This is a genomic window from Pseudomonas sp. 1L-B-1-E-C1 (genome assembly GCF_057291835.1).
Map to the genome: position 1 here is coordinate 133,128 of NZ_JBXAWN010000008.1, position 24,335 is coordinate 157,462.

The window sequence follows — 24,335 nt, forward strand, 5'->3', positions numbered from 1 at the left end:
GCGGTTCCGAAGGCTCGTCAGGAGCGCTCGCGCGGGCTGAAAGCTGCGCTGTAGCGGGTCGTGAGGCCTGTTACGGTTCCGGGCGTCCGGGCGTGAGCCTGGCGGGAACGCCGGAGTATAACAGAGCAATCACTGCGCGCTGCTTTCCTGCTGCTCAACGGTTTTGCCGCTGGCCGTGGCCGAGCGTAAAGAAGCGCTGTCGACGGGGGCAGCACCATAGCGCGCACTGAGCTCGGCGTAGGCCGGTTCGCGCTTGAAACGCTTGAGCTCGGCACCGAAACGCTGCACCAGCAGATCCATCCCGGCATTGCGCCGAACCGCCAGAAACTGGCTCTGACGGCTGATAACTGTCGGATTTTCCGTGATCAGATCGCGGATATTCAATTCATCGAGCAAATGCTGGCCGACTCGGCGATCGGTAATCACCAAGTCGATACGCCCGCGTACCAGTTTGCCGAAATTGGCTTCATGGGTGGGTGCCGGCTCACGGCTGAACAGGGTCGACTGGCTGAAATCCGGGCTGTACAGATAGCCCGGCGAGGTGCCGATGGTCAGGCCCTTGAGTTGATCGAGGGTGCTGAACGGATGTGGCCGATCGTTGGCGTAGAACATCACGAATTCAACGTCGGACAACGGTTCGCTGGGGTAGAGCAGGGTGGCGTCGCGCTCGGCGCTGTGAAAGATGTCCAGCGCACCGTCGGCCTGACCGGTTTCGAGCATCGACAGGCAGCGCTTCCACGGCAGGAACTGCCACTCGACTTCAATGCCCAGCCGCTTGAACACGATGGCCGTGGTTTCGTAGTCCAGCCCGAGATTCTGCCCGCCCTGTTCGTACACGTACGGCGCCCATGGCTCGGTGACAATACGCAACTTCTCGCCCCGAGCGGCGAAGCTCAGGCAAGCAAAAACCAGTACGGCGAATAATTGCGTGATCAAAGGCATGGCTGGAGATTACGACGAGAAACCCGAAAGAGCCAGAAAGTGCCTGCACAAGCTCTGTTTCGCGGGCTTGAAAGCAAAAGATCGCAGCCTTCGGCAGCTCCTGCGGGGGATATCCAGGAGCTGCCGAAGGCTGCGATCTTTTGACCTTGATTTGACGCTTAACGCGGCAACTTCAGGTTATTCCAGATCGCCAGGCTAGGCTCGGCCTGGTTCATGGAATAGAAATGCAGCCCCGGTGCACCGCCCTGCAGCAGGCGTTCGCACATCTCGCTGACGACTTGTTCGCCAAAGCGCTGAATGCTTTGCGTGTCATCGCCGTAGGCTTCCAGTTGCTTGCGGATCCAGCGCGGGATTTCCGCACCGCAGGCATCGGAAAAACGCGCGAGCTTGCTGTAGTTGGTGATCGGCATGATGCCCGGCACGATCGGCAGATCCACGCCCAGTGCCTGCAAACGGTCGACGAAGTAGAAGTAGCTGTCGGCGTTGAAGAAATACTGGGTGATCGCGCTGTCGGCACCGGCGCGGGCCTTGCGCACGAAGTTGGCGAGATCGTCTTCGTAGTTGCGCGCTTGCGGATGCATCTCCGGATAAGCGGCGACTTCGATGTGGAAATGATCAGCGGTTTCTTCACGAATGAATTCCACCAGCTCATTGGCGTGACGCAGCTCACCGCTGGTCATGCCCATGCCGGACGGCAAGTCGCCACGCAGGGCGACGATGCGCTTGATGCCGGCAGCCTTGTATTCGTTGAGCAGGCCGCGCAGGTCGTCCTTGCTGTCACCGACGCACGACAGGTGCGGTGCGGCCGGTATTTTGACTTCGCTTTCCAGCTGCAACACGGTGTTGAGCGTGCGATCACGGGTCGAACCGCCAGCGCCGTAGGTGCAGGAAAAGAAATCAGGATTGTAAGTGGCCAACTGACGGGCAGTGGCGAGCAGCTTTTCTTGCCCGGCGTCGGTCTTGGTCGGGAAAAACTCGAAGCTGTAGCGACGGTCTTGGGACATGGTCATACCCTTGGAAACAAGAACCTTCGAGGCGCTGCAATCCGGTGTGGGAGCGAGCCTGCTCGCGAAAGCGGCGGGTCAGACAACATTGATGCTGAATGATAAACCGCTTTCGCGAGCAAGCTCGCTCCCACAGGGAGAGCGAGCATTCAGCGCCTGTTAGTAACGGTAGGCGTGCGGCTTGAACGGGCCTTCGACGGTCACGCCGATGTAGTCAGCCTGTTGCTTGGTCAGTTGGGTGACCACGCCGCCGAAGCCGCGAACCATTTCCAGGGCCACTTCTTCGTCGAGTTTCTTCGGCAGGACTTCAACGGTCAGACGCTCGGCTTTCTGCGCTGGCGACAGGTCGGCGTACTTCTGGCCGAACAGGAAGATCTGCGCCAGGACCTGGTTGGCGAACGAACCGTCCATGATGCGGCTCGGGTGACCGGTGGCGTTGCCCAGGTTCACCAGACGGCCTTCGGCCAGCAGGATCAGGTAGTCGTCGTTCTGTGCATCGAAGCTGCCGGCACCGGTGCGGTGAACCTTGTGCACCTGTGGTTTGACTTCTTCCCATGCCCAGTTCTTGCGCATGAAAGCGGTGTCGATTTCGTTGTCGAAGTGACCAATGTTGCAGACCACGGCGCGCTTTTTCAGGGCTTTGAGCATGTTCGCGTCGCAGACATTGACGTTACCGGTGGTGGTCACGATCAGATCGATCTTGCCCAGCAGCGCTTTGTCGATGCTCGCTTCGGAACCGTCGTTGATACCGTCGATGAACGGCGACACCAGTTCGAAACCGTCCATGCAGGCTTGCATGGCGCAGATCGGGTCGACTTCCGACACTTTGACGATCATGCCTTCCTGACGCAGGGACTGGGCCGAGCCCTTGCCCACGTCACCGTAACCGATGACCAGCGCTTGCTTGCCGGACAGCAGGTGGTCGGTGCCGCGCTTGATCGCATCGTTCAGGCTGTGACGGCAGCCGTACTTGTTGTCGTTCTTGGACTTGGTCACCGAGTCGTTGACGTTGATCGCCGGGATTTTCAGCTCGCCCTTGGCCAGCATGTCCAGCAGACGGTGCACGCCAGTGGTGGTTTCTTCGGTCACGCCGTGAACGCGATCGAGCACTTGCGGGTATTTCTTGTGCAGCAGCTCGGTCAGGTCGCCGCCGTCGTCGAGGATCATGTTGGCGTCCCATGGCTGGCCATCCTTGAGGATGGTCTGCTCCAGGCACCACTCGTACTCTTCTTCAGTTTCGCCTTTCCAGGCGAACACCGGGATACCGGCGGCAGCGATAGCGGCAGCGGCCTGGTCCTGAGTGGAGAAAATGTTGCAGGACGACCAGCGTACTTCGGCACCCAGGGTAACCAGGGTTTCGATCAGCACGGCAGTCTGGATGGTCATGTGGATGCAGCCGAGGATTTTCGCGCCTTTGAGTGGCTGCTCGGAAGCGTACTTGCGGCGCAGACCCATCAGGGCAGGCATTTCCGATTCGGCGATGATGGTTTCGCGACGGCCCCAGGCAGCAAGGGACATGTCGGCAACTTTGTAATCGGTAAAATCGGCAGGCGTGTTGACAGCGCTCATGAAGAGCCTCCATTCGTAATGTATGCGAATGGGCGCCGTTGTGCGTTTAGTGTCCGGGATGAGCCGGTCAACGCCCCATCCGAGCCTGACAGGTCGAACCTGCTGCAGCGCCCCTCGGACAGGTGGCGGGAAAACGGTAGCCAGTGAACGTTACCGGTTTTTGAAACGGGGGCGATTATAGCCGTCCGGGCTGATCTTCCAAAGGGTTTCTGTCGGCCAGATGAAGATCGCCAATGGCGACCATAGTCGCAGCTGCCTGGAGCCTGACTGATCAGTCTGCCAAGATGGGCGCATCTTTCGGCAAGCGCTCAGGAGTGAACATGAATTTCCACACCCGCAAATGGGTTAAACCCGAAGACCTCAACCCCAACGGCACCCTGTTCGGCGGTAGCCTGCTGCGCTGGATCGATGAAGAAGCGGCGATCTACGCCATCGTGCAATTGGGCAACCAGCGTGTGGTGACCAAGTACATCTCGGAAATCAACTTCGTCAGCGCCTCGCGCCAGGGCGACATCATCGAACTGGGCATCACCGCCACCGAATTCGGCCGCACCTCGATCACCCTGACCTGCGAAGTGCGCAACAAGATTACCCGCAAGAGCATTCTGACCGTGGAGAAGATGGTGTTCGTCAACCTCGGCGAAGACGGCCTGCCGGCGCCGCACGGGCGCACCGAGATCAAATATGTGAAAGACCAGTTCAAGGATGACGAAGCCCTCAGCGAGTAATGCGAGCCCCGTAGGAGCTGCCGAAGGCTGCGATCTTTTGATCTTGATCTTGATCTTGATCTTGATCTTAAAAAATCAAGATCAAAAGATCGCAGCCTTCGGCAGCTCCTACCTTAGGGTGCGTGTACATCCAGAGATTTGCGCCGCGCCTACAGAACGTATTCCCAAGCGCAACGGTCGTAGCTACATCGCCCCCCACCGGTTGCCACGCCATGACCACCCCCACCAGCGACAAGACCCCCGACCTCTCGGCCAAGGAGCAGCACGAAGTCGAGAAGAGCCAGCCGCCGCGCGCGGCCGTTCTGCATGAAATCATCCGCACCCAGGGCGACCAGGAACTGGAGCGCAGCATTGCCGCGCTGTGGTGGTCGGCGCTGGCCGCTGGCCTGACCATGGGCCTGTCCCTGATGGGCATGGGCCTGCTCAATTCGCGTCTGCCCGAGGGCGACGAATTCAAGGTGATCGCCAGTTTCGGCTACTGCGCGGGTTTCCTCGCGGTGATCCTTGCGCGCCAGCAACTGTTCACCGAAAACACCCTGACCGCCGTCCTGCCGGTGATGACCAAGCCGACGCTGCTGAATTTCGCCCGGCTGATCCGCCTGTGGAGCGTGGTGTTGGTCGGCAATCTCTGCGGGACGATTCTGGTTGCGTATGTGATGCTGGAACTGCCGATCTTCGACAGCAAGACCGACGTCGCTTTCCTCGAAATCGGCCGCAAGGTCATGGAGCACAGCGCCAGTCAGATGTTCGCCAAGGGTATTGTTTCCGGCTGGATGATCGCCACCATGGTCTGGATGATTCCGTCCATGGAGAGCGCGAAGATGTGGATCATCATCCTCATCACCTACTTCATGGCGCTGGGCGACTTCACTCACATCGTCGTCGGATCCGCTGAAGTGTCGTATCTGGTGTTTGCCGGCGAATTGCCGTGGAGTGATTTCTGGGCGGTGTTCGCCGCGCCGACGCTGGCGGGAAATATCATTGGCGGCAGTTTCATCTTCGCGCTGATCAGCCATGCGCAGATTCGCAGTGAAAGCGGTGCGCCGAAGGAGCCTGCGGACCAGGCGGTTGAGCCCGATCCGCAGTCGATCAAGAAATGATCAGTGGTGGGATGGCTCAGGCACGCTGGCCGGCTCGTTGCGCGTCGCGTGCTTGACCAGTTTGCCGATGGTCAGGCCCTGCAGCAGGATCGACGACAGCACGACGATGTAGGTGATGCTCAGCAGCAGATCGCGCTCCGGGCCCAGCGGCAGGGCCAGCGCCAGTGCCACCGAAACACCGCCGCGCAAACCACCCCAGGTCAGGATGCGGATGGTGCCGGCCGGCACTGAGCGCCAGCGACGCAGCAAGAGGATCGCCGGCGCCACAGTGAGCAGGCGCGACAGCAGAATCGCCACCGCCAGCAGACCTGCGGCGGCCATGTGCAGCCAGTTGAACGGCAGCAGCAACAACTCCATGCCGATCAGCGCAAACAGCAGTGCGTTGAGCATGTCATCGAGCAATTCCCAGAAACCGTCCAGATAGCGCCGGGTCATGTCGTTCATCGCCAGATTGCGCCCCAGGTTGCCGATGATCAGCCCGGCAACCACCATCGCGATCGGCGCCGAAACGTGCAGCTCGGTGGACATCGCCGAACCGCCGATCACCAGGGCCAGAGTCAGCATCACCGTGATCTGATGCTGCTCGACGCTTTTGATCATCCGATAGACCAGATAGCCGATCAGCCCACCGAACAACACACCGCCAATCGCTTCATGAACGAAGAGCATGGCGGTGGCGCTGACGGTCGGGGTTTCGCCCAGTTGCGCGATGCCCAGCAGCACGGTGAACACCACAACCGCCGTGCCGTCGTTGAATAGTGACTCGCCGACGATGGTGGTTTTCAGCGGTTTCGAAGCATTGGCGGTACGCAATACGCCGAGCACCGCAATCGGGTCGGTCGGTGAGATCAGCGCGCCGAACAACAGGCAGTAGAGGAAACTCACGTGCCAGCCGAACAGGGCAAAAATGTAGAAAGCCAGGCTGCCGATCACCACGGTGGCAATCAACACACCGAAGGTGGCCAGCAGGCCGATCGGCCAGCGGTAGCTGCGCAAGTCATTCAGGTTGACGTGCAGGGCGCCGGCGAACAGCAGGAACGACAGCATCCAGTTCATCAGCAGATCGCCGAAGTCGATCTGGCCGATCAGTTGCTGCACACGGTCTTCGAGCCCCGGAAAACCAAGCACGCTGAGGCCTTGCAGGATCAGCGAGAACAGCAGGGCGGTAACCATCACGCCGATGGTCGGCGGCAGGCCGATGAAGCGGAAATTGACGAAGGTCAGGAGGGTGGTGAGGCAGATGAAAGCGGCGGCAAGTTCAAGCATCCGGGGTCCTTTGGATGAAGGGTGAATGGAGCGCGACCGGAGTCTGGACGCAGGGGTTTGATGGGGCGGGGGTGGCTGAGGGCACATCCGAATCCGGAGTCAAATTCAACAGCCCTCACCCCAGCCCTCTCCCAGAGGGAGAGGGGGCCGACCGAGGTGTCTGGCGAGATGCATCGACCTGAACAACCGGGGCGATTATGGATTCAGCAAAGCACGTTAAAGTCGGCGTGGGTATCGAGCATCCCCCGATCAGTCCCCTCTCCCACTGGGAGAGGGCTAGGGTGAGGGCTGCATCTGGCACCCCACAATCAGCCAGACACATTGACCGCACTGGCCCGCCGACGTTGCAGGTAAATGAACAGCAGCGCCGTCAGCACCGTCAGCACGCCGACCAGCGCCCCGGTCCAAGGCAAGTCCGCCAGATCCGCGCCGCTGGCCACTACCAGCCCGCCGATCCAGGCACCTGCCGCATTGCCGAGGTTGAACGCGCTCTGGTTCAGCGTCGAACCGAGATTCGGCGCTTCATGCGCCTGATCGATGATCAACAGCTGCAGAATCGGGCACAGCGCAAAAGCGAAAATTCCCCACAGCACCAGCGTGATCGCTGCTGGAATGACTGCACGGCTGGTCTGGCTGAACGCCGCCAGAATCACCACAACCGCCAGTGCCACACCGACCAGTGACGGCAGCAAACGGCTGTCAGCCAGGCGTCCGCCGAGCATACTGCCTGCTGTCAGGCCGACGCCGAACAACAGCAGCATCACCGTCACGCCGTGGGGGCTGACGCCAGTGATGTCTTGCAGAATCGGTGCGATATAGGTGAACACGCTGAACAGACTGGTCGAGGCCAGCACGCTCATGCCCAGCGCCAGCAGCACGTTGGCCTTGCCCAAAACCTTGAATTCGCTGGCGAGGTTGGCCTTGTCCATCGCGATGTGTTTGGGCAACCACAACCATTGCGCCAGCGCGGCGACAATGCCGATCACCGACACCGCCCAGAAGGTCGAACGCCAGCCAGCGTATTGGCCCAGCGCTGTGCCCAAGGGCACGCCAAGCACGTTGGCCAGGGTCAGGCCGGTGAACATCATCGCGATGGCCTGTGCACGTTTGTTCGGTGCCACCAATCCGGCGGCGACCACCGAACCAATGCCGAAGAACGCCCCATGGCACAGCGCCGTGACCACGCGTGCCGCCATCAGTGTTGCGTAGTTCGGCGCGAGCGCGCAGAGCACGTTGCCGAGAATGAACATCAGCGTCATGCCCAGCAGCGTCGCTTTGCGCGGCATGTTGGCGGTGCCGATCGCCAGAATCGGCGCGCCGAACACCACGCCCAGAGCGTAACCGGTGATCAGCAGTCCTGCGTGTGGAATGCTCACGGCAAGGTCGCGGGCGACATCGGGCAGCAGGCCCATGATGACGAATTCGGTGGTGCCGATACCGAAAGCGGCAACGGCGAGTGCAAGCAAAGCGAGGGGCATGCGCAAGGTCTCTGTCAGTAGTCTTGACGCTTTGATCAGGCATACGCGTGCCAGCGACCGTTTTCGCAAGGAAAGCGGAGCAGGCAGCTTTTATTGGAATTTTTGGGTGTGCAGCTGAGTACGGCGTGGTGAGGTGCAGTATAAACAGCTGCTGACACATGGCGAATCAATAATCTGACTAATCGACGGCTCACTGGAAGTGCCGTGATATGCCCACCTGAAAGAACCTTTCGGCCGGCCACGGCTCTTAGCCTGTGGGCAGGTGCTGATCGGCATGCTGGGTGATGAAGTTCTGACCGCTCGCCAATTACTCGAATCGAAAAAAGGACGACGTTATGACGGTGGCTCTTTGGTGTGTGTTGATCGCGATTTTTCTGCCGTACGTGTGCACGATCGTGGCGAAGGCAAGCGGCGGTTTTCGCCTGAAGGACAATTACGATCCACGGGATTTCCTCGACAGCGTCGATGGCGTCGCCCGTCGCGCCCATGCCGCGCAGCTGAACAGCTTTGAAGTGACGCCGGCGTTTGCGGCGGCGGTGATCGTCGCGCATCTGGTCGGCACGGCGGAGCTGGTGACGGTCAATGTGCTGGCCGTGCTGTTTATCACCAGTCGCCTGCTGTACATCATTTGCTACCTGGCCGACTGGGCTGCACTGCGCTCGGTGGTGTGGTTTATCGGGATGGCGCTGATTGCTTCGTTTTTCTTTGTGTCCATTTAAAAGCAAGGTCAAAAGATCGCAGCCTTCGGCAGCTCCTACAGAGGATTTCGCGTTCCCTTGTAGGAGCTGCCGAAGGCTGCGATCTTTTGCTTTCAAGGTTTGTCAGCCACCTGCGGCACTTGCGGCAATTCTTTTCCTTTAGGCCAGAGCATCCAGATCTGCCCCTGCTGCTTCATGTCCCCGGCCAGTTGCCCGGCCGCATCGCCGGTGCCCCAAAAGAGATCCGCACGAACCTCGCCGGCGATCGCACCGCCGGTGTCCTGCGCTGCGACCGGGCGCACCAGCGGTGTGCCATCGGGTTTGGTGGTCGACAGCCATAACAGACTGCCCAACGGGATCACCTTGCGGTCCACTGCCGCGCTGTAGCCGGCGGTCAACGGCACGTTCAGCGAGCCGCGCGGGCCTTCGTTGCTGTCCGGGTTGCGGGTGAAAAACACGTAGCTCGGGTTGCTGGCGAGCAGTTGCGGAATGCGCGTCGGGTTGGCCTTGGCCCAATTGCTGATCGCGCTCATGGTCACCTCTTCTTTTTTCAGCTCGCCTTGCTCGACCAGCCAGCGACCGATCGGCCGGTACGGGTGGCCATTCTGATCGGCGTAGGCGATGCGCAATTGTTTGCCGTCCTCGGTCTGAATCCGGCCCGACCCTTGAATTTGCAGAAATTGCAGGTTCATCGGGTCAGTCAGATAGGCGACCACCGGCGCTTTCACGCCTTTTGACTCAATGGTCGCCGCGTCATCGTAAGGCTTGAGCACGCGACCTTCTAGGCGCCCGCGCAGGCGCTTGCCTTTCAATTCGGGGTAGATGCTGTCGAGCGAGACGATGATCATGTCTTCGGGCACGCCATACACTGGCACGTTTGCCGTTGCGGTTGGCGTCAGGCTGCCGGGGTAGACCGGTTCGTAGTAGCCGGTGATCAGACCGTTGGGGTTGTCGTTCTCGGCGCGCAGGCCGTAGACATCGAGGTTCTGCTTGAGGAACGTGCGAATCTCGGCGGCGCTCTGCGGCACATTGGCCGCCGCAGCGCAGGTCGGGCCCCAGATTGCGTCGGCTTTGAGTCGGGTGCAGGCGCTGCGCCACGAGCCGAAACCGGCGACCAGGTCGTTGTCGGAGACCGCTGGCAAGGCTTCCCAGGTCGCGCTGGAATAGGTGGCCAGCGCATGGGTCTTCGGTTCGGCGTTGTCGCCGCCGGTGCAGCCGGCGAGGACGGCCAGAATTGGCAGGGTGACGAGAAGCGGGTGACGCCAGGCCGTGAAGCGGCTGTTCATGGAGTGATTCCTGTGCCGGTTGGCCGAGTGCTCCATGCGCTCGACCAACCCGTATTTTTAATAGGGCTATTGGTGTTTTCCGGTGAGCCGAGGATACTGGCCGCCGATTTCCGTGACCTGAAGCCACCATGACTCTGAAACGATTTGCTGTTGTATTGCTGGCCTGCCTGACCTTGTCCGCCTGTGGCGGCGTTGACCCGAATTCGCCGCTGGGTCAGCGCAAGGCCATCTTCAAGCAGATGCTCAAGACCAGCGAAGACCTCGGCGGCATGTTGCGCGGGCGCATTGCCTTCGACGGACCGAAATTTGCCGAGGGCGCGGTCAAGCTTGATGCTTTGTCCCATGAACCGTGGAAGCATTTCCCGCAGGTGCGCGAAGAAGATCACACCAGCGCCAGGGACGATGTCTGGCAGAAACAGGCGCGTTTTCAGGAGCTGGCCCGCGCCCTTGAAGCGGCTACCGGTGAACTGGTGGTCGCCAGTCAGGTTCAGCCGCACAAGGCCAGCAATCTCGGACCGGCAGTGCAGAAAGTCGAGGATGCCTGCAGTGCCTGCCATAAAGAGTTTCGAGATCATTGATTTCTATTGCTTGAGCTGACGCCTTCGCGAGCAAGCTCGCTCCCACAGTGGTCTTCAGTGAGCATGAATGTTGTGTACCCCGGAAAACCTTGTGGGAGCGAGCTTGTTCCGGGCGGCGATCCGACGAAAAGGCCATCAAACTCACTGCATCACTGCTTACTTATCGATCTCGTCCAGCGCTTCCTGCAGTTCCTTGCGCGACTCGGCCAGCTTCTCCTTGCGCTTGTTGATCTTCTCTGGATCGCCTTTCTTCATGGCCTTGTCGAGATCCGCCTGACGCTCGCTCACCTCATGCTTGGCCTCAAGCACCTTGTTCTCACGTTCTTTCTTCAGCCCGGCGTCGGTGCAGTGTTCGTTTACTTCACGCAGTGCGGTTTCCAGACCTGCCTGCTGCTCCATGTTGCCGCGGGATTTGGCCTGTTCGATCTGATTGATGATGCCCTGCTTCTTGGCAGCGCAACCGGTCAGACCCGGACCGTCTTCTTCGGCCATGACCGGGGCGGCCATGACGCCGCAAAGAGTAAGCAGGGCGAGCGGTGCGAGAAATTTCATAAAAGCTCCATGTGCAAAGGCAATCGGGGTGGGAGGGCACTGCGCTGTTGGAGCGTCTGGCCGGCCATTGGGTTCCCGTCGGGCGGGGATTGCAGGTTCAGAAGCCGTCGATTCCGGCGGCTCTCAAGGTTTCACTCAAAGCCAGTACCTGCGGGTCGCGAAAGAATGCGCTCAGTTGCGCTGCACGTCCCGGGCCGATGCCGGCTTCTGCCTGCCATTGTTCAATGTCGCGTTGTGCCAAGGTCTGCCACGAATCGGCCAGTTGTGCCTGTCCGGCCGGCGGCATGCCCAGTGCTTTCAACCATTGAGCGAACGGCTTTTGCCGCGCGCCGTGAAAACTGTGGATCAGACGTGCGCTGCTGCGCTCGCCGAGGCCGGCAATGTTAGCAAGCTCTGACGCATCGAGGGTCAGCCAATCCAGCAGGTGTTTCAGACGGCCTATTTCCAAAAGTTTCTCCCAGGTCCCGCGCCCGACATGTTGCATGGCCAGACCTTGCTTGCCACTCAGCCAGGTCAGACGCGCGAGAAACTGGCTTTCACAGCCGGGTGTCGGTTGCCAGCAACTGAGGGCGTGGTAGTCGTCAGTATTGGGAATGCTGATGTCTGGTCGTTCGCTGGTACGCAACACGACACTGTCCAGGCGTGGAATGGTCAGCCCGGCCAGACTGATTGCCACCTGATCGCCGGGGCGAATGTCGAGGGTTTGCCAGCGCTTGAGCGAGGTGACGCTGACCCGTTTGATCTCGCGGTCATCGAGCCTGACCGGCAGCAGTTCCAGCACTGGGGTGATCCGTCCGGTGCGGCCGATCTTGAAATTGACCTTGCGCACTTCGGCCAATGCCTGGGCGAACGGGTATTTCCAGGCAACCGCCCAATAAGGTGCCTTGGCCTGCCAACGTTCGGCGGTTGGCCGTTGGCTCTGGCGCAGCACCACGCCGTCGCTGGCAAAAGGCAGGGGCGAGCGATACCAGTGCTCGCGCCATTTTTGCGCGTCTTCGAATTGGCTAATGGGCTGTGTATAAGGCTCGGTGGCAGCGAACCCCAATGCCTGAAGTTCGGACAATCTCTCCGGCAGCCGCACCGGGCCTTGCGGCCAGTCCCAGACAAACAGGCCGATCCCGGCGGCCTGTTCGGCATCGAGAGATTTACGTCCCATAAGACCGGCCACGGTAGCGCGGGCATTGACGCTGCCGGCCTGTGATTGAACGTGCGCGTTCAGGTGCCAATAGAGTTCGCCCTGTACCAGCAGATCCCGTGGCTGCGTCAGGCGTTGCGGAATGGCAGCGATCTTTCGCGCGGAGGCTGTCCAGTCCTGGCCGCTGACGCCGTCACCTCGGCTAATGGCCTGCTGCAATATTCCCTGGCGGTAGATCAGCGTGACGGCCACGCCGTCGACTTTGGGTTGCACCCAGACGTTCTGGCGATCACGCAGCCAGTTGGCAACGTCTTCGGCTTTGTGCAGCTTGTCCAGACCGGTGTGGGCGATGGGGTGCGTGACCGCGCCGGACGCGGTGCGCAAGGGCTGCGGTGGCGAGGGTTGGTTGAAACAGGCTTGCCATTCATTCAGCCGTAGCAGGGACTGATCATAGAGTTCGTCGCTGATCAATGAACGGCCTTCGCGATGATAGGCCTCGTCCCATTGGTCGATCTGGTATTGCAGGGTAGTGATTTCCTTCTGCGCTTTGGAAGCAGTCCAGTCGGGGCAGTTGGCGAGAGTCGGATGGGCAATAACAATCAGCAGTAAGGCAAGCAGCGAGCGCATGGTGAGCATCCTTGCTCAGGGATAGTTGTTGAAGGCTAGTCAGAATTTCGAGCAAGGTCGGGCGGGAGTTTTGCGGGGTATGTCGTTAGTTCAAAGTCAAAAGATCGCAGCCTTCGGCAGCTCCTACAGGAAACGCATTCCAAAGTAGGAGCTGCCGAAGGCTGCGATCTTTTGCTCTTTCATGAAAAAGCCCCGCACGGCGCGAACCGTGCGGGGCTTTCATGCAGCCAGGGTATTACAGGCCAGCGGCGGAACGCAGGGCGTCGGCGCGGTCGGTTTTTTCCCAGGTGAACGTGGTGAAGCTGTCTTCGCCAACGGTCTTGGTCTGCGGCGCACGACCGAAGTGGCCGTAGGCTGCGGTTTCCTGGTACATCGGGTGCAGCAGGTCGAGCATGGTGGTGATCGCGTATGGACGCAGGTCGAACACTTCACGCACCAGTTTGATGATCTTGTCATCACTGATCTTGCCGGTGCCGAAGGTGTTCAGCGAGATCGAGGTAGGCTGAGCCACACCGATCGCGTAGGAAACCTGGATCTCGCAACGCTCGGCCAGCCCGGCCGCAACGATGTTCTTGGCCACGTAACGGCCAGCGTAGGCCGCCGAACGGTCAACCTTCGATGGATCCTTGCCGGAGAACGCGCCGCCGCCGTGACGAGCCATGCCGCCGTAGCTGTCGACGATGATCTTGCGGCCGGTCAGACCGCAGTCACCTACCGGGCCGCCAATGATGAACTGGCCGGTCGGGTTGATGTGGAACTGGGTGTCCTTGCTCAGCAGTTCGGCAGGCAGTACGTGCTTGACGATCAGTTCCATCACGCCTTCGCGCAGGTCCTTGTACGACACTTCCGGGTTGTGCTGGGTCGACAGAACCACAGCGTCGATGCCGACAACCTTGCCGCCTTCATAACGGCAGGTGACTTGCGACTTGGCATCCGGACGCAGCCAGGGCAGCAGGCCCGACTTGCGCGCTTCAGCCTGACGCTGCACCAGCTGGTGCGAGAAGGTGATCGGCGCTGGCATCAGAACGTCGGTTTCGTTGCTGGCGTAGCCGAACATCAGGCCCTGGTCGCCGGCGCCCTGATCTTCAGGCTTGGCGCGGTCAACACCCTGGTTGATGTCGGGGGACTGCTTGCCGATGATGTTCATCACGCCGCAGGTGGCGCCGTCGAAGCCGACTTCGGAGCTGGTGTAGCCGATGTCGCAAATCACGTCACGAACGATCTGCTCCAGGTCGACCCAGGCGCTGGTGGTCACTTCACCGGCAACGATGGCCACGCCGGTCTTGACCAGGGTTTCCACCGCCACGCGAGCGTGTTTGTCCTGGGCAATAATGGCGTCCAGCACCGCATCGGAAATCTGGTCGGCGATTTTGTCCGGATGTCCTTCAGACACGGACTCGGAGGTGAAGAGGGAGTATTCGCTCATCTCGATGTTTTCCTGAATTTACCGATGGTGAGTGTCGCCAGCCGGTCGCTGAAAGTGGCGAACCTGGATCTGGAAACCATTACGTAAGCCTACATAGAGGCTTTCCCCGGGAACGAGTCCCGCAGCGGTGGCCCAACGGGCCAGATCGTCCTGTTCAAACCCCAACCAGAGATCACCGCAGGCCTCCCTGGCCCAACTCTGGTTGTGGCTACATAACTCTGTCACGAGCAGGCTACCGCACGGTTGCAGCAGGTCGGCCATGTGCCTGAGCGCATCGGCCGGGGCGGCGAAATGGTGCAGGACCATGTTCAACACCACGCAATCGGCCCGAAGGCTTGTGCCGTTCAATGCATCGGCCAATTGCAGGCTGACGTTAGCCAGCTGTTCACGTTCGCACACCTGACGCGCCAGTTCGAGCATCGCCGGGCTGTTGTCCAGCGCGGTTACGGTGCCGAAGCGACGGGCCAGTTCCGGCAGAAAAGCACCATCGCCGGGGCCGACTTCAATGGCCGTGGCTGCACCATCGAAGTTCAGTTTGTCGAGCAGGGCCAGCACGCTGTCACGGTACTGCGGCAGGCCTGCGATCAAATCTTGCTGGGCGCGGAATTTCTCCGCGACCCGGGCGAAAAAGTCCCGGCTGGCGGCGGCACGCTGACCATGAACCTGCTCGATGCGTGCTTGCACTTCATCAGGCAGATCCAGATCGTCGACTTCTTCCAACAACGCCGCGTGCAGCTTGCCGCCGAGCAATCCGCTGTGGGGCAGGGCGCGACGATAAAAAATCGCGTTGCCCTCACGGCGTGTTGCCACCAGGTCGGCTTGCGCCAGCACCTTGAGGTGGTGGCTCATGCCCGACTGGCCGATGCCGAAAATCTGCGCCAGCTCCAGCACGCCGAACGAATCGTTGGCCAGCGCGCGCAAGACATTCAGCCGCAGCGGATCGCCGCCGGCCTTGCACAGGGCCGCCAGCTCGTCGCAATCGTCATGGCGAATGGAAGGCACGCGTAAGTTCATAGGGCTGGCAGTCTAGAGACGGGGGCAAGGCACCGCAAGGTCAATATCAAAAAGTTTTGATATTGCTCGATAAATGGCACTTCTCGGCGGACGGCAGTCTCTACAAACGAATAGCGGAAAGGTTTCACCAAGCGAAACCTGTGCTATCGATTGGAAAAACGCCTGCCGATGACTATCTGTCATTGCCCCGAGGCGCATGGGTGAGGGAAAATGCCCTCCTTTTTTCCGTTTCAGTCTATTCACACCCAGGAGATCAGCGATGCCTAGCCGTCGTGAGCGTGCCAACGCCATTCGTGCCCTCAGCATGGATGCCGTGCAAAAAGCCAACAGCGGCCATCCCGGTGCCCCTATGGGTATGGCAGATATTGCCGAAGTGCTGTGGCGCGACTACCTCAAGCACAACCCGAGCAACCCGTCTTTCGCCGACCGTGACCGCTTCGTGCTGTCCAACGGCCACGGCTCGATGTTGATCTACTCGCTGCTGCACCTGACCGGTTACGACCTGTCGATCGACGACCTCAAGCAATTCCGTCAACTGCACAGCCGCACCCCGGGCCACCCTGAATTCGGTTACACCCCGGGCGTCGAAACCACCACCGGCCCGCTGGGTCAGGGTCTGGCCAACGCCGTCGGTTTCGCTCTGGCGGAAAAAGTGCTGGGCGCGCAGTTCAACCGTCCCGGCCACAACATCGTTGACCACCACACCTACGTGTTCCTCGGTGACGGCTGCATGATGGAAGGCATTTCCCACGAAGTCGCCTCCCTGGCCGGCACGCTGGGCCTGGGCAAGCTGATTGCCTTTTACGATGACAATGGTATTTCCATCGACGGTGAAGTCGAAGGCTGGTTCACCGATGACACGCCAAAGCGTTTCGAAGCCTACAACTGGCAGGTGATTCGCAACGTCGACGGCCACGATCCGGAAGAGATCAAGACCGCCATCGAAACCGCGCGCAAGAGCGCCCAGCCGACACTGATCTGCTGCAAGACCACCATCGGTTTCGGTTCGCCGAACAAGCAGGGCAAGGAAGATTGCCACGGCGCCCCGCTGGGTGACGCGGAAATCGCCCTGACCCGCCAGGCGCTGAACTGGAACTACGGCCCGTTCGAAATCCCGGCCGAGATTTATGCCGAGTGGGACGCCAAAGAAGCTGGTCGCGCGGTGGAAGCCGAGTGGGATCAGCGTTTCGCCGCCTACTCCGCTGCGTTCCCGACCGAAGCCAACGAGCTGATCCGTCGTCTGAGCGGCGAACTGCCGGCCGACTTCTCGGAAAAAGCCTCGGCCTATATCGCCGAAGTCGCGGCCAAGGGCGAGACCATTGCCAGCCGCAAAGCCAGCCAGAACACCCTCAACGCCTTTGGTCCGCTGCTGCCGGAACTGCTGGGCGGCTCGGCTGACCTCGCCGGTTCCAACCTGACCCTGTGGAAAGGCTGCAAGGGCGTCAACGCTGAAGACGCCAGCGGCAACTACATGTACTACGGCGTGCGCGAATTCGGCATGACCGCGATCATGAACGGCGTCACCCTGCACGGCGGTCTGGTGCCTTACGGCGCGACCTTCCTGATGTTCATGGAATACGCGCGCAATGCCGTACGCATGTCGGCATTGATGAAAAAGCGCGTGATTCACGTCTACACCCACGACTCCATCGGTCTGGGCGAAGACGGCCCGACCCACCAGCCGATCGAGCAACTGACCAGCCTGCGCAGCACGCCGAACCTCGACACCTGGCGTCCAGCCGATGCCGTGGAATCGGCGGTGGCCTGGAAAAACGCTCTGGAGCGCAAGGACGGCCCGTCGGCGCTGATCTTCTCGCGGCAGAACCTGCAGCATCAGGAACGCGATGCTGGCCAGATCGCCAACATCAGCCGTGGTGGTTATGTGCTCAAGGACTGCGCAGGCGAGCCTGAGCTGATCCTGATCGCCACCGGTTCGGAAGTGGGTCTGGCCGTGCAGGCCTTCGACAAACTGACCGGGCAGGGCCGCAAGGTTCGCGTGGTATCGATGCCGTGCACCAGCGCGTTCGATGCTCAGGATGCGGAGTACAAGCAGTCGGTGCTGCCGTTGCAGGTCGGCGCACGTATTGCCATCGAAGCGGCCCACGCCGACTTCTGGTTCAAGTACGTGGGTCTGGAAGGTCGCGTGATCGGCATGACCACCTACGGTGAGTCGGCGCCGGCTTCGGCATTGTTCGAAGAGTTCGGCTTTACCCTGGAAAACATCCTGGGTCAGGCTGAAGAGCTGCTGGAAGACTAAGCAGTACGAATGCGGTGGCCCTGGCCGCCGCGTTCCCCTGTAGGAGCTGCCGAAGGCTGCGATCTTTTGATCTTGATCTTAAAAACAAGATCAAAAGATCGCAGCCTCGTTTCACTCGTCAGCTCCTACAGGGGTTGTGTTGTTAGCGAATTCTATCGAGAACCCCATGCCTCAACCGCGTCCCTACAAAGTTGCACTCAACGGCTACGGCCGCATTGGTCGTTGCGTCTTGCGGGCGTTGTTCGAGCGCGGCGCGAAGGCCGGGTTTGAAATTGTCGCGATCAACGATCTGGCCGACATGGCCAGCATCGAATACCTGACACGCTTCGACTCCACCCACGGCCGTTTTCCCGGCGAAGTGCGGGTTGAGGGCGATTGTCTGCATATCAATGGCGACTGCGTGAAGGTCCTGCGCAGTGCCACCCCCGAAGGCATCGATTGGGCGTCGCTGGGCGTCGATCTGGTGCTGGAGTGCTCCGGCGCTTACCACACCCGTGCCGATGGTCAGCGGTTTCTCGACGCTGGCGCGCCGCGCGTGTTGTTCTCGCAGCCGATGGCCAGCGAGGCGGATGTCGACGCCACCATCGTCTACGGCGTCAATCAGGACTGCCTGACGGGCGACGAACTGCTGGTGTCCAACGCCTCGTGCACCACCAACTGCGGCGTGCCGCTGCTGCGCCTGCTCGATCAGGCGATCGGTCTGGATTACGTGTCGATCACGACGATTCACTCGGCGATGAACGATCAGCCGGTGATCGACGCCTATCACCATGAAGACCTGCGCCGCACCCGTTCGGCGTTCCAGTCGGTGATCCCGGTGTCCACTGGTCTGGCGCGCGGTATCGAGCGCCTGCTGCCGGAACTTGCCGGACGAATTCAGGCCAAAGCCGTGCGCGTGCCGACAGTCAACGTGTCCTGCCTCGACATCACGATGCAGACCGCCACGGCGACTGACGCCAACGAGGTCAACCGGATCCTGCGCGAAGCCGCCACCAGCGGCCCGCTCAAAGGCCTTCTGGCCTACACCGAGTTGCCGCACGCCAGCTGTGATTTCAACCATGACCCACATTCGGCCATCGTCGATGCCAGTCAGACCCGTGTTTCCGGTCCCAAACTGGTGAACATCCTGGCCTGGTTCGACAACGAGTGGGGTTTTGCCAACCGAATGCTGGACGTTGCAGATCACTATCTGCAAACAGCAACTTCAAAAAAACCGTAGGAAGTGCGACCCATGACCGTGTTGAAGATGTCCGACCTCGATCTGCAAGGTAAGCGCGTATTGATCCGCGAAGACCTCAACGTCCCCGTCAAGGACGGTGTTGTCACCAGCGACGCGCGCATCCTGGCTTCGCTGCCGACCATCAAGCTGGCCCTGGAAAAAGGCGCGGCGGTGATGGTCTGCTCGCACCTGGGCCGTCCGACCGAAGGCGAGTTCTCTGCCGAAAACAGCCTGAAACCTGTCGCCGACTACCTGAGCAAAGCGCTGGGCCGTGAAGTGCCGCTGGTGGCTGATTACCTCGGCGGTGTCGAGGTCAAGGCTGGCGACATCGTGCTGTTCGAAAACGTGCGCTTCAACAAGGGCGAGAAAAAGAACGCCGACGACCTGGCTCAGCAATACGCGGCCCTGTGCGACGTGTTCGTGATGGACGCTTTCGGTACTGCTCACCGCGCCGAAGGTTCGACCCATGGTGTCGCCAAGTTCGCCAAAGTCGCCGCTGCCGGCCCGTTGCTGGCCGCTGAACTGGACGCACTGGGCAAAGCCCTGGGCGCACCGGCCAAACCGATGGCGGCCATCGTCGCCGGCTCCAAGGTCTCGACCAAACTCGACGTGCTGAACAGCCTGAGCCAGATTTGCGATCAACTGATCGTCGGCGGCGGCATTGCCAACACCTTCCTCGCTGCCGCCGGTCACCCGGTAGGCAAATCGCTGTACGAACCGGACCTGCTCGACACCGCCCGTGAAATCGCGGCGAAAGTCAGCGTGCCGTTGCCGGTTGACGTCGTGGTCGCCAAGGAATTTGCCGAAAGCGCCGAAGCTACCGTCAAGCTGATCGCTGACGTTGCGGCTGACGACATGATTCTCGACATCGGCCCGCAAACCGCCGCCAACTTCGCCGAGCTGCTGAAGTCGTCGAAAACCATTCTGTGGAACGGCCCGGTCGGCGTGTTCGAGTTCGATCAGTTCGGCAACGGCACCAAAGTGCTCGCCCAGGCCATCGCCGAAAGCTCGGCATTCTCGATTGCTGGCGGCGGCGACACCCTGGCGGCGATCGATAAATATGGCGTCGCTGAGCAAATCTCCTACATTTCCACCGGTGGTGGCGCTTTCCTCGAATTCGTCGAGGGCAAAGTGCTGCCAGCCGTTGAAGTCCTGGAAACCCGGGCCAAGGCCTGAGGCCGCCCGTTTGGCCAGGCAAAGGAGTGTTTTCATGGTCAAGTCGTTAGCGCTGTTGTTGCTGAGCGGTACGCTGGCGGCCTGCGGGAGTAACCCGAAGGCCGACGCGACGCCAGCACCGAGCGAGCCGCAGAAGGGCTGTTATCAGGCCGACTGGCAGGCCGAAACCAACCCGGTGCTGAACAAGCGCTCGGGCCCGGACGGCCTGGACAAATACGAGACGCAAACCCCGGCCAAGGAACATGGTTGTCCTTGACGGGTCTGACTCTTTAACTCAGGGCTGGCGGCGTGTGTCGTCAGTCGAGGAACACGGATGAAAGGCTTGATCGCCATTGCGGCGCTGGCATTGTTGGGCGGTTGCGCGCAGTTGAACCTGTTTCAGTCGTCGGCCCCGGCGGACAACTGGATAACCTGGACCTGCGACAGCCAGGCCAAGGTGTTGTGGCGTTACGCCGATGCCGGCCAGAAGGAAGTCGACGTTCGTCTCGGCGGCGGTGATCAGGTCTATCGCCTGAAAGAAGAGCCGGGTGCCTCGGGCACGCTGTACAGCGATGGCATGCTGGCGTTTCACGTCAAGGGTGACGAAGGCCTGGTGTACTGGGTCGCCACCAATGACCTGATTGGCCGTGGTTGCAAGGCGCAGTAATTGACACACCACAGTTCTAATGTGGGAGCGAGCCTGCTCGCGAAAGCGGTCTGACAGGCACTGCATCTGCGACTGCAAGATAGCTTTCGCGAGCAGGCTCGCTCCCACAGGGGTTCTCTGTTGTTCACACAGTTTTGGTAACACCGAATCACCAGGTCGGGCCTCAACCCCCGATCTGCATTAACTTGAATAGCCGCCGCCGCTCCGGCAGGCTGGCACGATCAACGACCCTCAACCGGGAGAGACACACACAATGGCACTTATCAGCATGCGCCAGATGCTGGACCACGCAGCCGAGTTCGGCTACGGCGTTCCAGCTTTCAACGTCAACAACCTTGAGCAGATGCGCGCCATCATGGAAGCCGCTGACAAGACTGACTCCCCGGTGATCGTCCAGGCTTCGGCCGGCGCTCGCAAATACGCCGGCGCGCCATTCCTGCGTCACCTGATCCTCGCCGCGATCGAAGAATTCCCGCACATTCCGGTGTGCATGCACCAGGACCACGGCACCAGCCCTGACGTCTGCCAGCGTTCGATTCAACTGGGCTTCAGCTCGGTGATGATGGATGGCTCGCTGGGCGAAGACGGCAAGACCCCGACCGACTACGACTACAACGTCCGTGTTACCCAACAGACCGTGGCCATGGCCCACGCCTGCGGCGTTTCAGTAGAAGGCGAGCTGGGTTGCCTGGGTTCGCTGGAAACCGGCATGGCCGGTGAAGAAGACGGCATCGGCGCTGAAGGCGTTCTGGATCACAGCCAGATGCTGACCGACCCGGAAGAAGCCGCTGACTTCGTCAAGCGCACCCAGGTCGACGCCCTGGCCATCGCCATCGGCACCAGCCACGGCGCCTACAAATTCACAAAGCCACCTACCGGCGACGTGCTGGCCATCGACCGCATCAAAGAGATCCACAAGCGCATTCCGAACACTCACCTGGTGATGCACGGTTCGTCTTCGGTTCCGCAAGAGTGGCTGGCGATCATCAACCAGTACGGCGGTGACATCAAAGAAACCTACGGCGTACCGGTTGAAGAAATCGTCGAAGGCATCAAGCACGGCGTGCGCAAGGTCAACATCGACACCGACCTGCGCCTGGCATCCACCGGCGCCATGCGCCGCCTGATGGCCACCAACCCGAGCGAATTCGACCCACGTAAATTCTTCGGCGCCACCGTGACCGCAATGCGTGACGTATGTATCGCTCGCTATGAAGCGTTCGGTACTGCCGGTAATGCTTCGAAGATCAAACCGATCTCGCTGGAAGCGATGTATCAGCGTTATCTGAAGGGTGAGCTGAACGCGAAGGTTAACTAATTCATTACAGTTCTAAGTGGTAATAAAAAACCCGTCGTGAGACGGGTTTTTTTTACGCTTTAGGACGAGATCATTTTTTTGTAAATTCGATGTTGTAGGTTTTACCCACATTCGGCCCCCCGCGGTCTACATGAACTGTGCCCTCCAAGCGGGAATAGTTTCTATCAGGCGATCGCAAGCTGATGGTGTGTACGTTGTGTTCCCCGCTGTTTACTTCCGCTCGAAGATTAAAGGATACAGGGGATTCATCTGTCAGGTTCGCATAAGCGAAAAAGCCAGTTACTGTCCAGTTCATACCGTAATACTGCATGCTGGCTTGACTAATGTTGCCCTTCTGCGGATCCGATGCTGTGATTGTGAGGGATGCTTCATTGCTCGCGCCGCTATCGAATACGCGACCATTGTAAATTCCGTTCGGGTTAACTTGGCCCATGAAGTTTCTCCTTCATTGTGGTGATGAGTGGTGAAAGGAAGAGTTTCCCCTTCCCTTTTTATATTGCCGAAGTGAGGTTATGGAGTTGCACACATTTCGTCACCTGTCAGAGTTGACAGGTATTTAGGCCTTTTTGCGATGAGTTTTATACTTAAAGGAAATATGGAAGTGTAGTGGTCAACAGATTTCGGATACCTCGAGAAGTAATTCGACGCCATCGCCCGCTGGTAACCTCTGAGGGAAACCCGTTCATCAGATGGGGTTTCAGATTTTTCTGCACTTGAATGAGCGCAGTAAATTGGCGGGGAATAGCAGATCAGCGGAGAGTTTGGCTAATAAAGGCGTTAAGTATATGTCTTCTTGATATAAAAACCTGTCAGATATGACAGGTGTGCCGGTCCGGTCGAAACACTAATCTTTGAATTCATTTATTTTGTAGGACGAAGAAATGAAAATCGAACTGGAAGTTGATAAACGAGTTGGGGGTGACGTTAATATCACTTACAAAAATCCAGAGTATGGTTCTCACCCGCTTAATCTTAAGAATGAAGGTTTGTACTCTGACAAAGAGTTTTTCTATCTTAATCCCAAGTATAGGACTTTCGGAGGTCACGAATATTATATGGGAGTTAAGTTTAAAAAAGATCTCGTCGCTGGTGAGGAATACAAACTAGAGGGGAATGATCATGGTCCAATTTGGGCTCATTTAGAATTTGATTGGGTAAGCGGTGATAAAAATGCGAGTGGTACTTTTCGTTTGACCAAAGGCGGAGACCGTCCAAAAGGGGTCTTTAATCTATCTGAGGAAGGAGTCTTTTCCGTAAAAGGGGATTTTGAGTTCTAGGAAACCGCGGCTGACATCGGTCTGATGCAGCACGGCAGACTCATATAGTCTGCCGTTTTATCGGTTTTCATGATCTGTTAGTGCGTGCTAGGAGATTTATTTGTCGTGATCGATGTCGAGTTTGGAGAAGGTCACCTGCCCACCCTCACTGGTGTACCCGGTGTTGTCCTGCACATAGACCCCGGCCTTGAAATACAACGGCTTGTCCCGCCACGTCGCGCTGATCTGTGAATCCCACTGATAACCCGCTGCACTCACACCCAACGCGCCGCCGGGGCTGAGGTGGATCAGGTAGTTGAATTCGCGATCGAGCTTGATGCCGGTGGCGAGGGTGATGACGCGGCTTTCTTCGTCATCGGGGCGCATACGTACCTTGATCACCAGATTGCCGGTCTCGGTTTTGGTTTTGTACTGGTATTCGAGCTTGACCATCGGCCTTTGGCTTTCATAGGCGTGAATCTGGCCGATAACGATCTTGCCGGAGCTGGGCACTTTGTTCACCGTGAGGGTGGCGCGCAGCAGGTTGTCGGCGTCCGGGTAGTACCAGTTGCGCAGGGTGCCGTTGCTGTAGGTCTCGCGCAGTTCGGTACGCGGGTAGATGGCGTTTTCGGTTTTTGATCCGGTAACCGGGGACCAGAAGAACAAGGTGCCGGTGTCGGAATGGAAGTATTGATCCTTGAAGCCATTCACCAGTTTTTCGGTTTCGACAGTGTAGGGCGGGCTGCCAACGGGAACGCTGAGGTTCCAGGTTGCGAGATCGATCATGTCGGTTCTTCCACTCGTTTCATCCTGAACGCGGGTGCCAGAAGCTCTAGCCCGCGCCTTTTCGGGGCGCCTTTATAAGCGTAGCGGCTGTTTTTGTTAATGCCCGTCCGGCGGATGATTGACGTCAACATCCTGTCGAAATGCCATCCTGCCCGGTTTTCGGGGGCTGTAGAGTCGACCGTTAGTCGGCTCGGCGGAACATTGGCCAACTGATGGCGCGACGACAGCTTCTGCTTTGCGGCATCCGCGACTAGAGTGAAGGCTCAGTACGTCT

The 24,335-nt window shown here is 59.5% G+C and carries 23 protein-coding genes and 1 riboswitch; of the genes, 11 read left to right on the forward strand and 12 right to left on the reverse strand.

All coding sequences use genetic code 11. The features are described from left to right. Positions 1 to 129: 129 nt before the first annotated feature. The 3 genes from AC0Z4S_RS15635 to ahcY form a co-directional block, all read right to left on the reverse strand. On the reverse strand, positions 130 to 942 hold the full coding sequence (locus AC0Z4S_RS15635) for a substrate-binding periplasmic protein (RefSeq protein WP_485623666.1): 813 nt from the start codon (positions 940 to 942) through the stop codon (positions 130 to 132). 158 nt (positions 943 to 1,100) lie between these two features. Further along, positions 1,101 to 1,946, reverse strand: coding sequence for a methylenetetrahydrofolate reductase [NAD(P)H] (metF, locus tag AC0Z4S_RS15640; protein ID WP_485623667.1), 846 nt, complete (start codon positions 1,944 to 1,946; stop codon positions 1,101 to 1,103). A gap of 159 nt (positions 1,947 to 2,105) precedes the next feature. After that, a complete protein-coding gene (ahcY, locus tag AC0Z4S_RS15645; RefSeq protein WP_485623668.1) occupies positions 2,106 to 3,515 on the reverse strand; it encodes an adenosylhomocysteinase in 1,410 nt (469 codons plus the stop codon). A 23-nt stretch (positions 3,516 to 3,538) separates the two neighbouring features. Continuing rightward, positions 3,539 to 3,637: riboswitch (S-adenosyl-L-homocysteine riboswitch) on the reverse strand. 198 nt (positions 3,638 to 3,835) lie between these two features. On the opposite strand from ahcY, the gene AC0Z4S_RS15650 reads away from it, so the two are divergent. After that, complete coding sequence (locus AC0Z4S_RS15650) at positions 3,836 to 4,243, forward strand: acyl-CoA thioesterase (protein ID WP_485623669.1); 408 nt, start codon at positions 3,836 to 3,838, stop codon at positions 4,241 to 4,243. Positions 4,244 to 4,455: 212 nt separating this feature from the next. Continuing rightward, positions 4,456 to 5,343, forward strand: coding sequence for a formate/nitrite transporter family protein (locus AC0Z4S_RS15655; protein WP_485623670.1), 888 nt, complete (start codon positions 4,456 to 4,458; stop codon positions 5,341 to 5,343). Here the strand turns inward: AC0Z4S_RS15655 and AC0Z4S_RS15660 are convergent, their stop codons facing one another. Both AC0Z4S_RS15660 and AC0Z4S_RS15665 read right to left on the reverse strand, forming a co-directional pair. Continuing rightward, complete coding sequence (locus tag AC0Z4S_RS15660) at positions 5,344 to 6,609, reverse strand: cation:proton antiporter (protein ID WP_485623671.1); 1,266 nt, start codon at positions 6,607 to 6,609, stop codon at positions 5,344 to 5,346. A gap of 308 nt (positions 6,610 to 6,917) precedes the next feature. Beyond that, complete coding sequence (locus AC0Z4S_RS15665; RefSeq protein WP_071173880.1) at positions 6,918 to 8,087, reverse strand: MFS transporter; 1,170 nt, start codon at positions 8,085 to 8,087, stop codon at positions 6,918 to 6,920. Between the two features lie 335 nt (positions 8,088 to 8,422). Here AC0Z4S_RS15665 and AC0Z4S_RS15670 point away from each other — a divergent pair, with 335 nt between their 5' ends. Continuing rightward, positions 8,423 to 8,806, forward strand: coding sequence for an MAPEG family protein (locus tag AC0Z4S_RS15670; protein WP_471877141.1), 384 nt, complete (start codon positions 8,423 to 8,425; stop codon positions 8,804 to 8,806). Positions 8,807 to 8,898: 92 nt separating this feature from the next. On the opposite strand, the gene mltA is transcribed toward AC0Z4S_RS15670, so the two are convergent. Continuing rightward, a complete protein-coding gene (gene mltA / locus AC0Z4S_RS15675) occupies positions 8,899 to 10,071 on the reverse strand; it encodes a murein transglycosylase A (protein ID WP_485623672.1) in 1,173 nt (390 codons plus the stop codon). A gap of 128 nt (positions 10,072 to 10,199) precedes the next feature. Between mltA and AC0Z4S_RS15680 the strand changes: the two genes are divergently transcribed. Beyond that, positions 10,200 to 10,649: a c-type cytochrome gene (locus tag AC0Z4S_RS15680; protein ID WP_485623673.1), complete on the forward strand. Its 450-nt coding sequence runs from the start codon at positions 10,200 to 10,202 to the stop codon at positions 10,647 to 10,649. A gap of 156 nt (positions 10,650 to 10,805) precedes the next feature. Here AC0Z4S_RS15680 and AC0Z4S_RS15685 read toward each other — a convergent pair whose 3' ends face one another. From AC0Z4S_RS15685 to AC0Z4S_RS15700, 4 genes are all read right to left on the reverse strand, one after another. Continuing rightward, positions 10,806 to 11,201 (reverse strand): DUF1090 domain-containing protein, encoded by a 396-nt coding sequence (locus tag AC0Z4S_RS15685; RefSeq protein WP_485623674.1) that lies wholly within the window; start codon positions 11,199 to 11,201, stop codon positions 10,806 to 10,808. Between the two features lie 97 nt (positions 11,202 to 11,298). Continuing rightward, entirely contained in the window at positions 11,299 to 12,963 is a 1,665-nt protein-coding gene (ligB, locus tag AC0Z4S_RS15690; RefSeq protein ID WP_485623675.1) for an NAD-dependent DNA ligase LigB, read from the reverse strand. A gap of 235 nt (positions 12,964 to 13,198) precedes the next feature. Further along, a complete protein-coding gene (gene metK, locus AC0Z4S_RS15695; protein ID WP_024014624.1) occupies positions 13,199 to 14,389 on the reverse strand; it encodes a methionine adenosyltransferase in 1,191 nt (396 codons plus the stop codon). A gap of 18 nt (positions 14,390 to 14,407) precedes the next feature. Continuing rightward, on the reverse strand, positions 14,408 to 15,403 hold the full coding sequence (locus AC0Z4S_RS15700) for an ArsR/SmtB family transcription factor (RefSeq protein ID WP_485623676.1): 996 nt from the start codon (positions 15,401 to 15,403) through the stop codon (positions 14,408 to 14,410). Positions 15,404 to 15,662: 259 nt separating this feature from the next. Here AC0Z4S_RS15700 and tkt point away from each other — a divergent pair, with 259 nt between their 5' ends. The 6 genes from tkt (at position 15,663) to fba (ending at position 22,019) form a co-directional block, all read left to right on the forward strand. Next, a complete protein-coding gene (gene tkt / locus AC0Z4S_RS15705; protein ID WP_485623677.1) occupies positions 15,663 to 17,660 on the forward strand; it encodes a transketolase in 1,998 nt (665 codons plus the stop codon). A gap of 166 nt (positions 17,661 to 17,826) precedes the next feature. Continuing rightward, on the forward strand, positions 17,827 to 18,879 hold the full coding sequence (epd, locus tag AC0Z4S_RS15710) for an erythrose-4-phosphate dehydrogenase (protein ID WP_042606605.1): 1,053 nt from the start codon (positions 17,827 to 17,829) through the stop codon (positions 18,877 to 18,879). A gap of 12 nt (positions 18,880 to 18,891) precedes the next feature. Continuing rightward, positions 18,892 to 20,055, forward strand: coding sequence for a phosphoglycerate kinase (locus AC0Z4S_RS15715; protein ID WP_083353739.1), 1,164 nt, complete (start codon positions 18,892 to 18,894; stop codon positions 20,053 to 20,055). 34 nt (positions 20,056 to 20,089) lie between these two features. After that, entirely contained in the window at positions 20,090 to 20,311 is a 222-nt protein-coding gene (locus tag AC0Z4S_RS15720; RefSeq protein WP_083353738.1) for a hypothetical protein, read from the forward strand. Positions 20,312 to 20,368: 57 nt separating this feature from the next. After that, a complete protein-coding gene (locus tag AC0Z4S_RS15725; protein ID WP_485623678.1) occupies positions 20,369 to 20,701 on the forward strand; it encodes an MliC family protein in 333 nt (110 codons plus the stop codon). Positions 20,702 to 20,954: 253 nt separating this feature from the next. After that, a complete protein-coding gene (fba, locus tag AC0Z4S_RS15730) occupies positions 20,955 to 22,019 on the forward strand; it encodes a class II fructose-bisphosphate aldolase (RefSeq protein WP_008081027.1) in 1,065 nt (354 codons plus the stop codon). A 70-nt stretch (positions 22,020 to 22,089) separates the two neighbouring features. Here fba and AC0Z4S_RS15735 read toward each other — a convergent pair whose 3' ends face one another. Continuing rightward, on the reverse strand, positions 22,090 to 22,452 hold the full coding sequence (locus AC0Z4S_RS15735; RefSeq protein ID WP_485623679.1) for a hypothetical protein: 363 nt from the start codon (positions 22,450 to 22,452) through the stop codon (positions 22,090 to 22,092). 448 nt (positions 22,453 to 22,900) lie between these two features. On the opposite strand from AC0Z4S_RS15735, the gene AC0Z4S_RS15740 reads away from it, so the two are divergent. Next, complete coding sequence (locus tag AC0Z4S_RS15740) at positions 22,901 to 23,296, forward strand: hypothetical protein (RefSeq protein ID WP_485623680.1); 396 nt, start codon at positions 22,901 to 22,903, stop codon at positions 23,294 to 23,296. Between the two features lie 96 nt (positions 23,297 to 23,392). Here AC0Z4S_RS15740 and AC0Z4S_RS15745 read toward each other — a convergent pair whose 3' ends face one another. Continuing rightward, on the reverse strand, positions 23,393 to 24,061 hold the full coding sequence (locus AC0Z4S_RS15745) for a polysaccharide lyase family 7 protein (protein WP_485623681.1): 669 nt from the start codon (positions 24,059 to 24,061) through the stop codon (positions 23,393 to 23,395). Positions 24,062 to 24,335 lie beyond the last annotated feature (274 nt).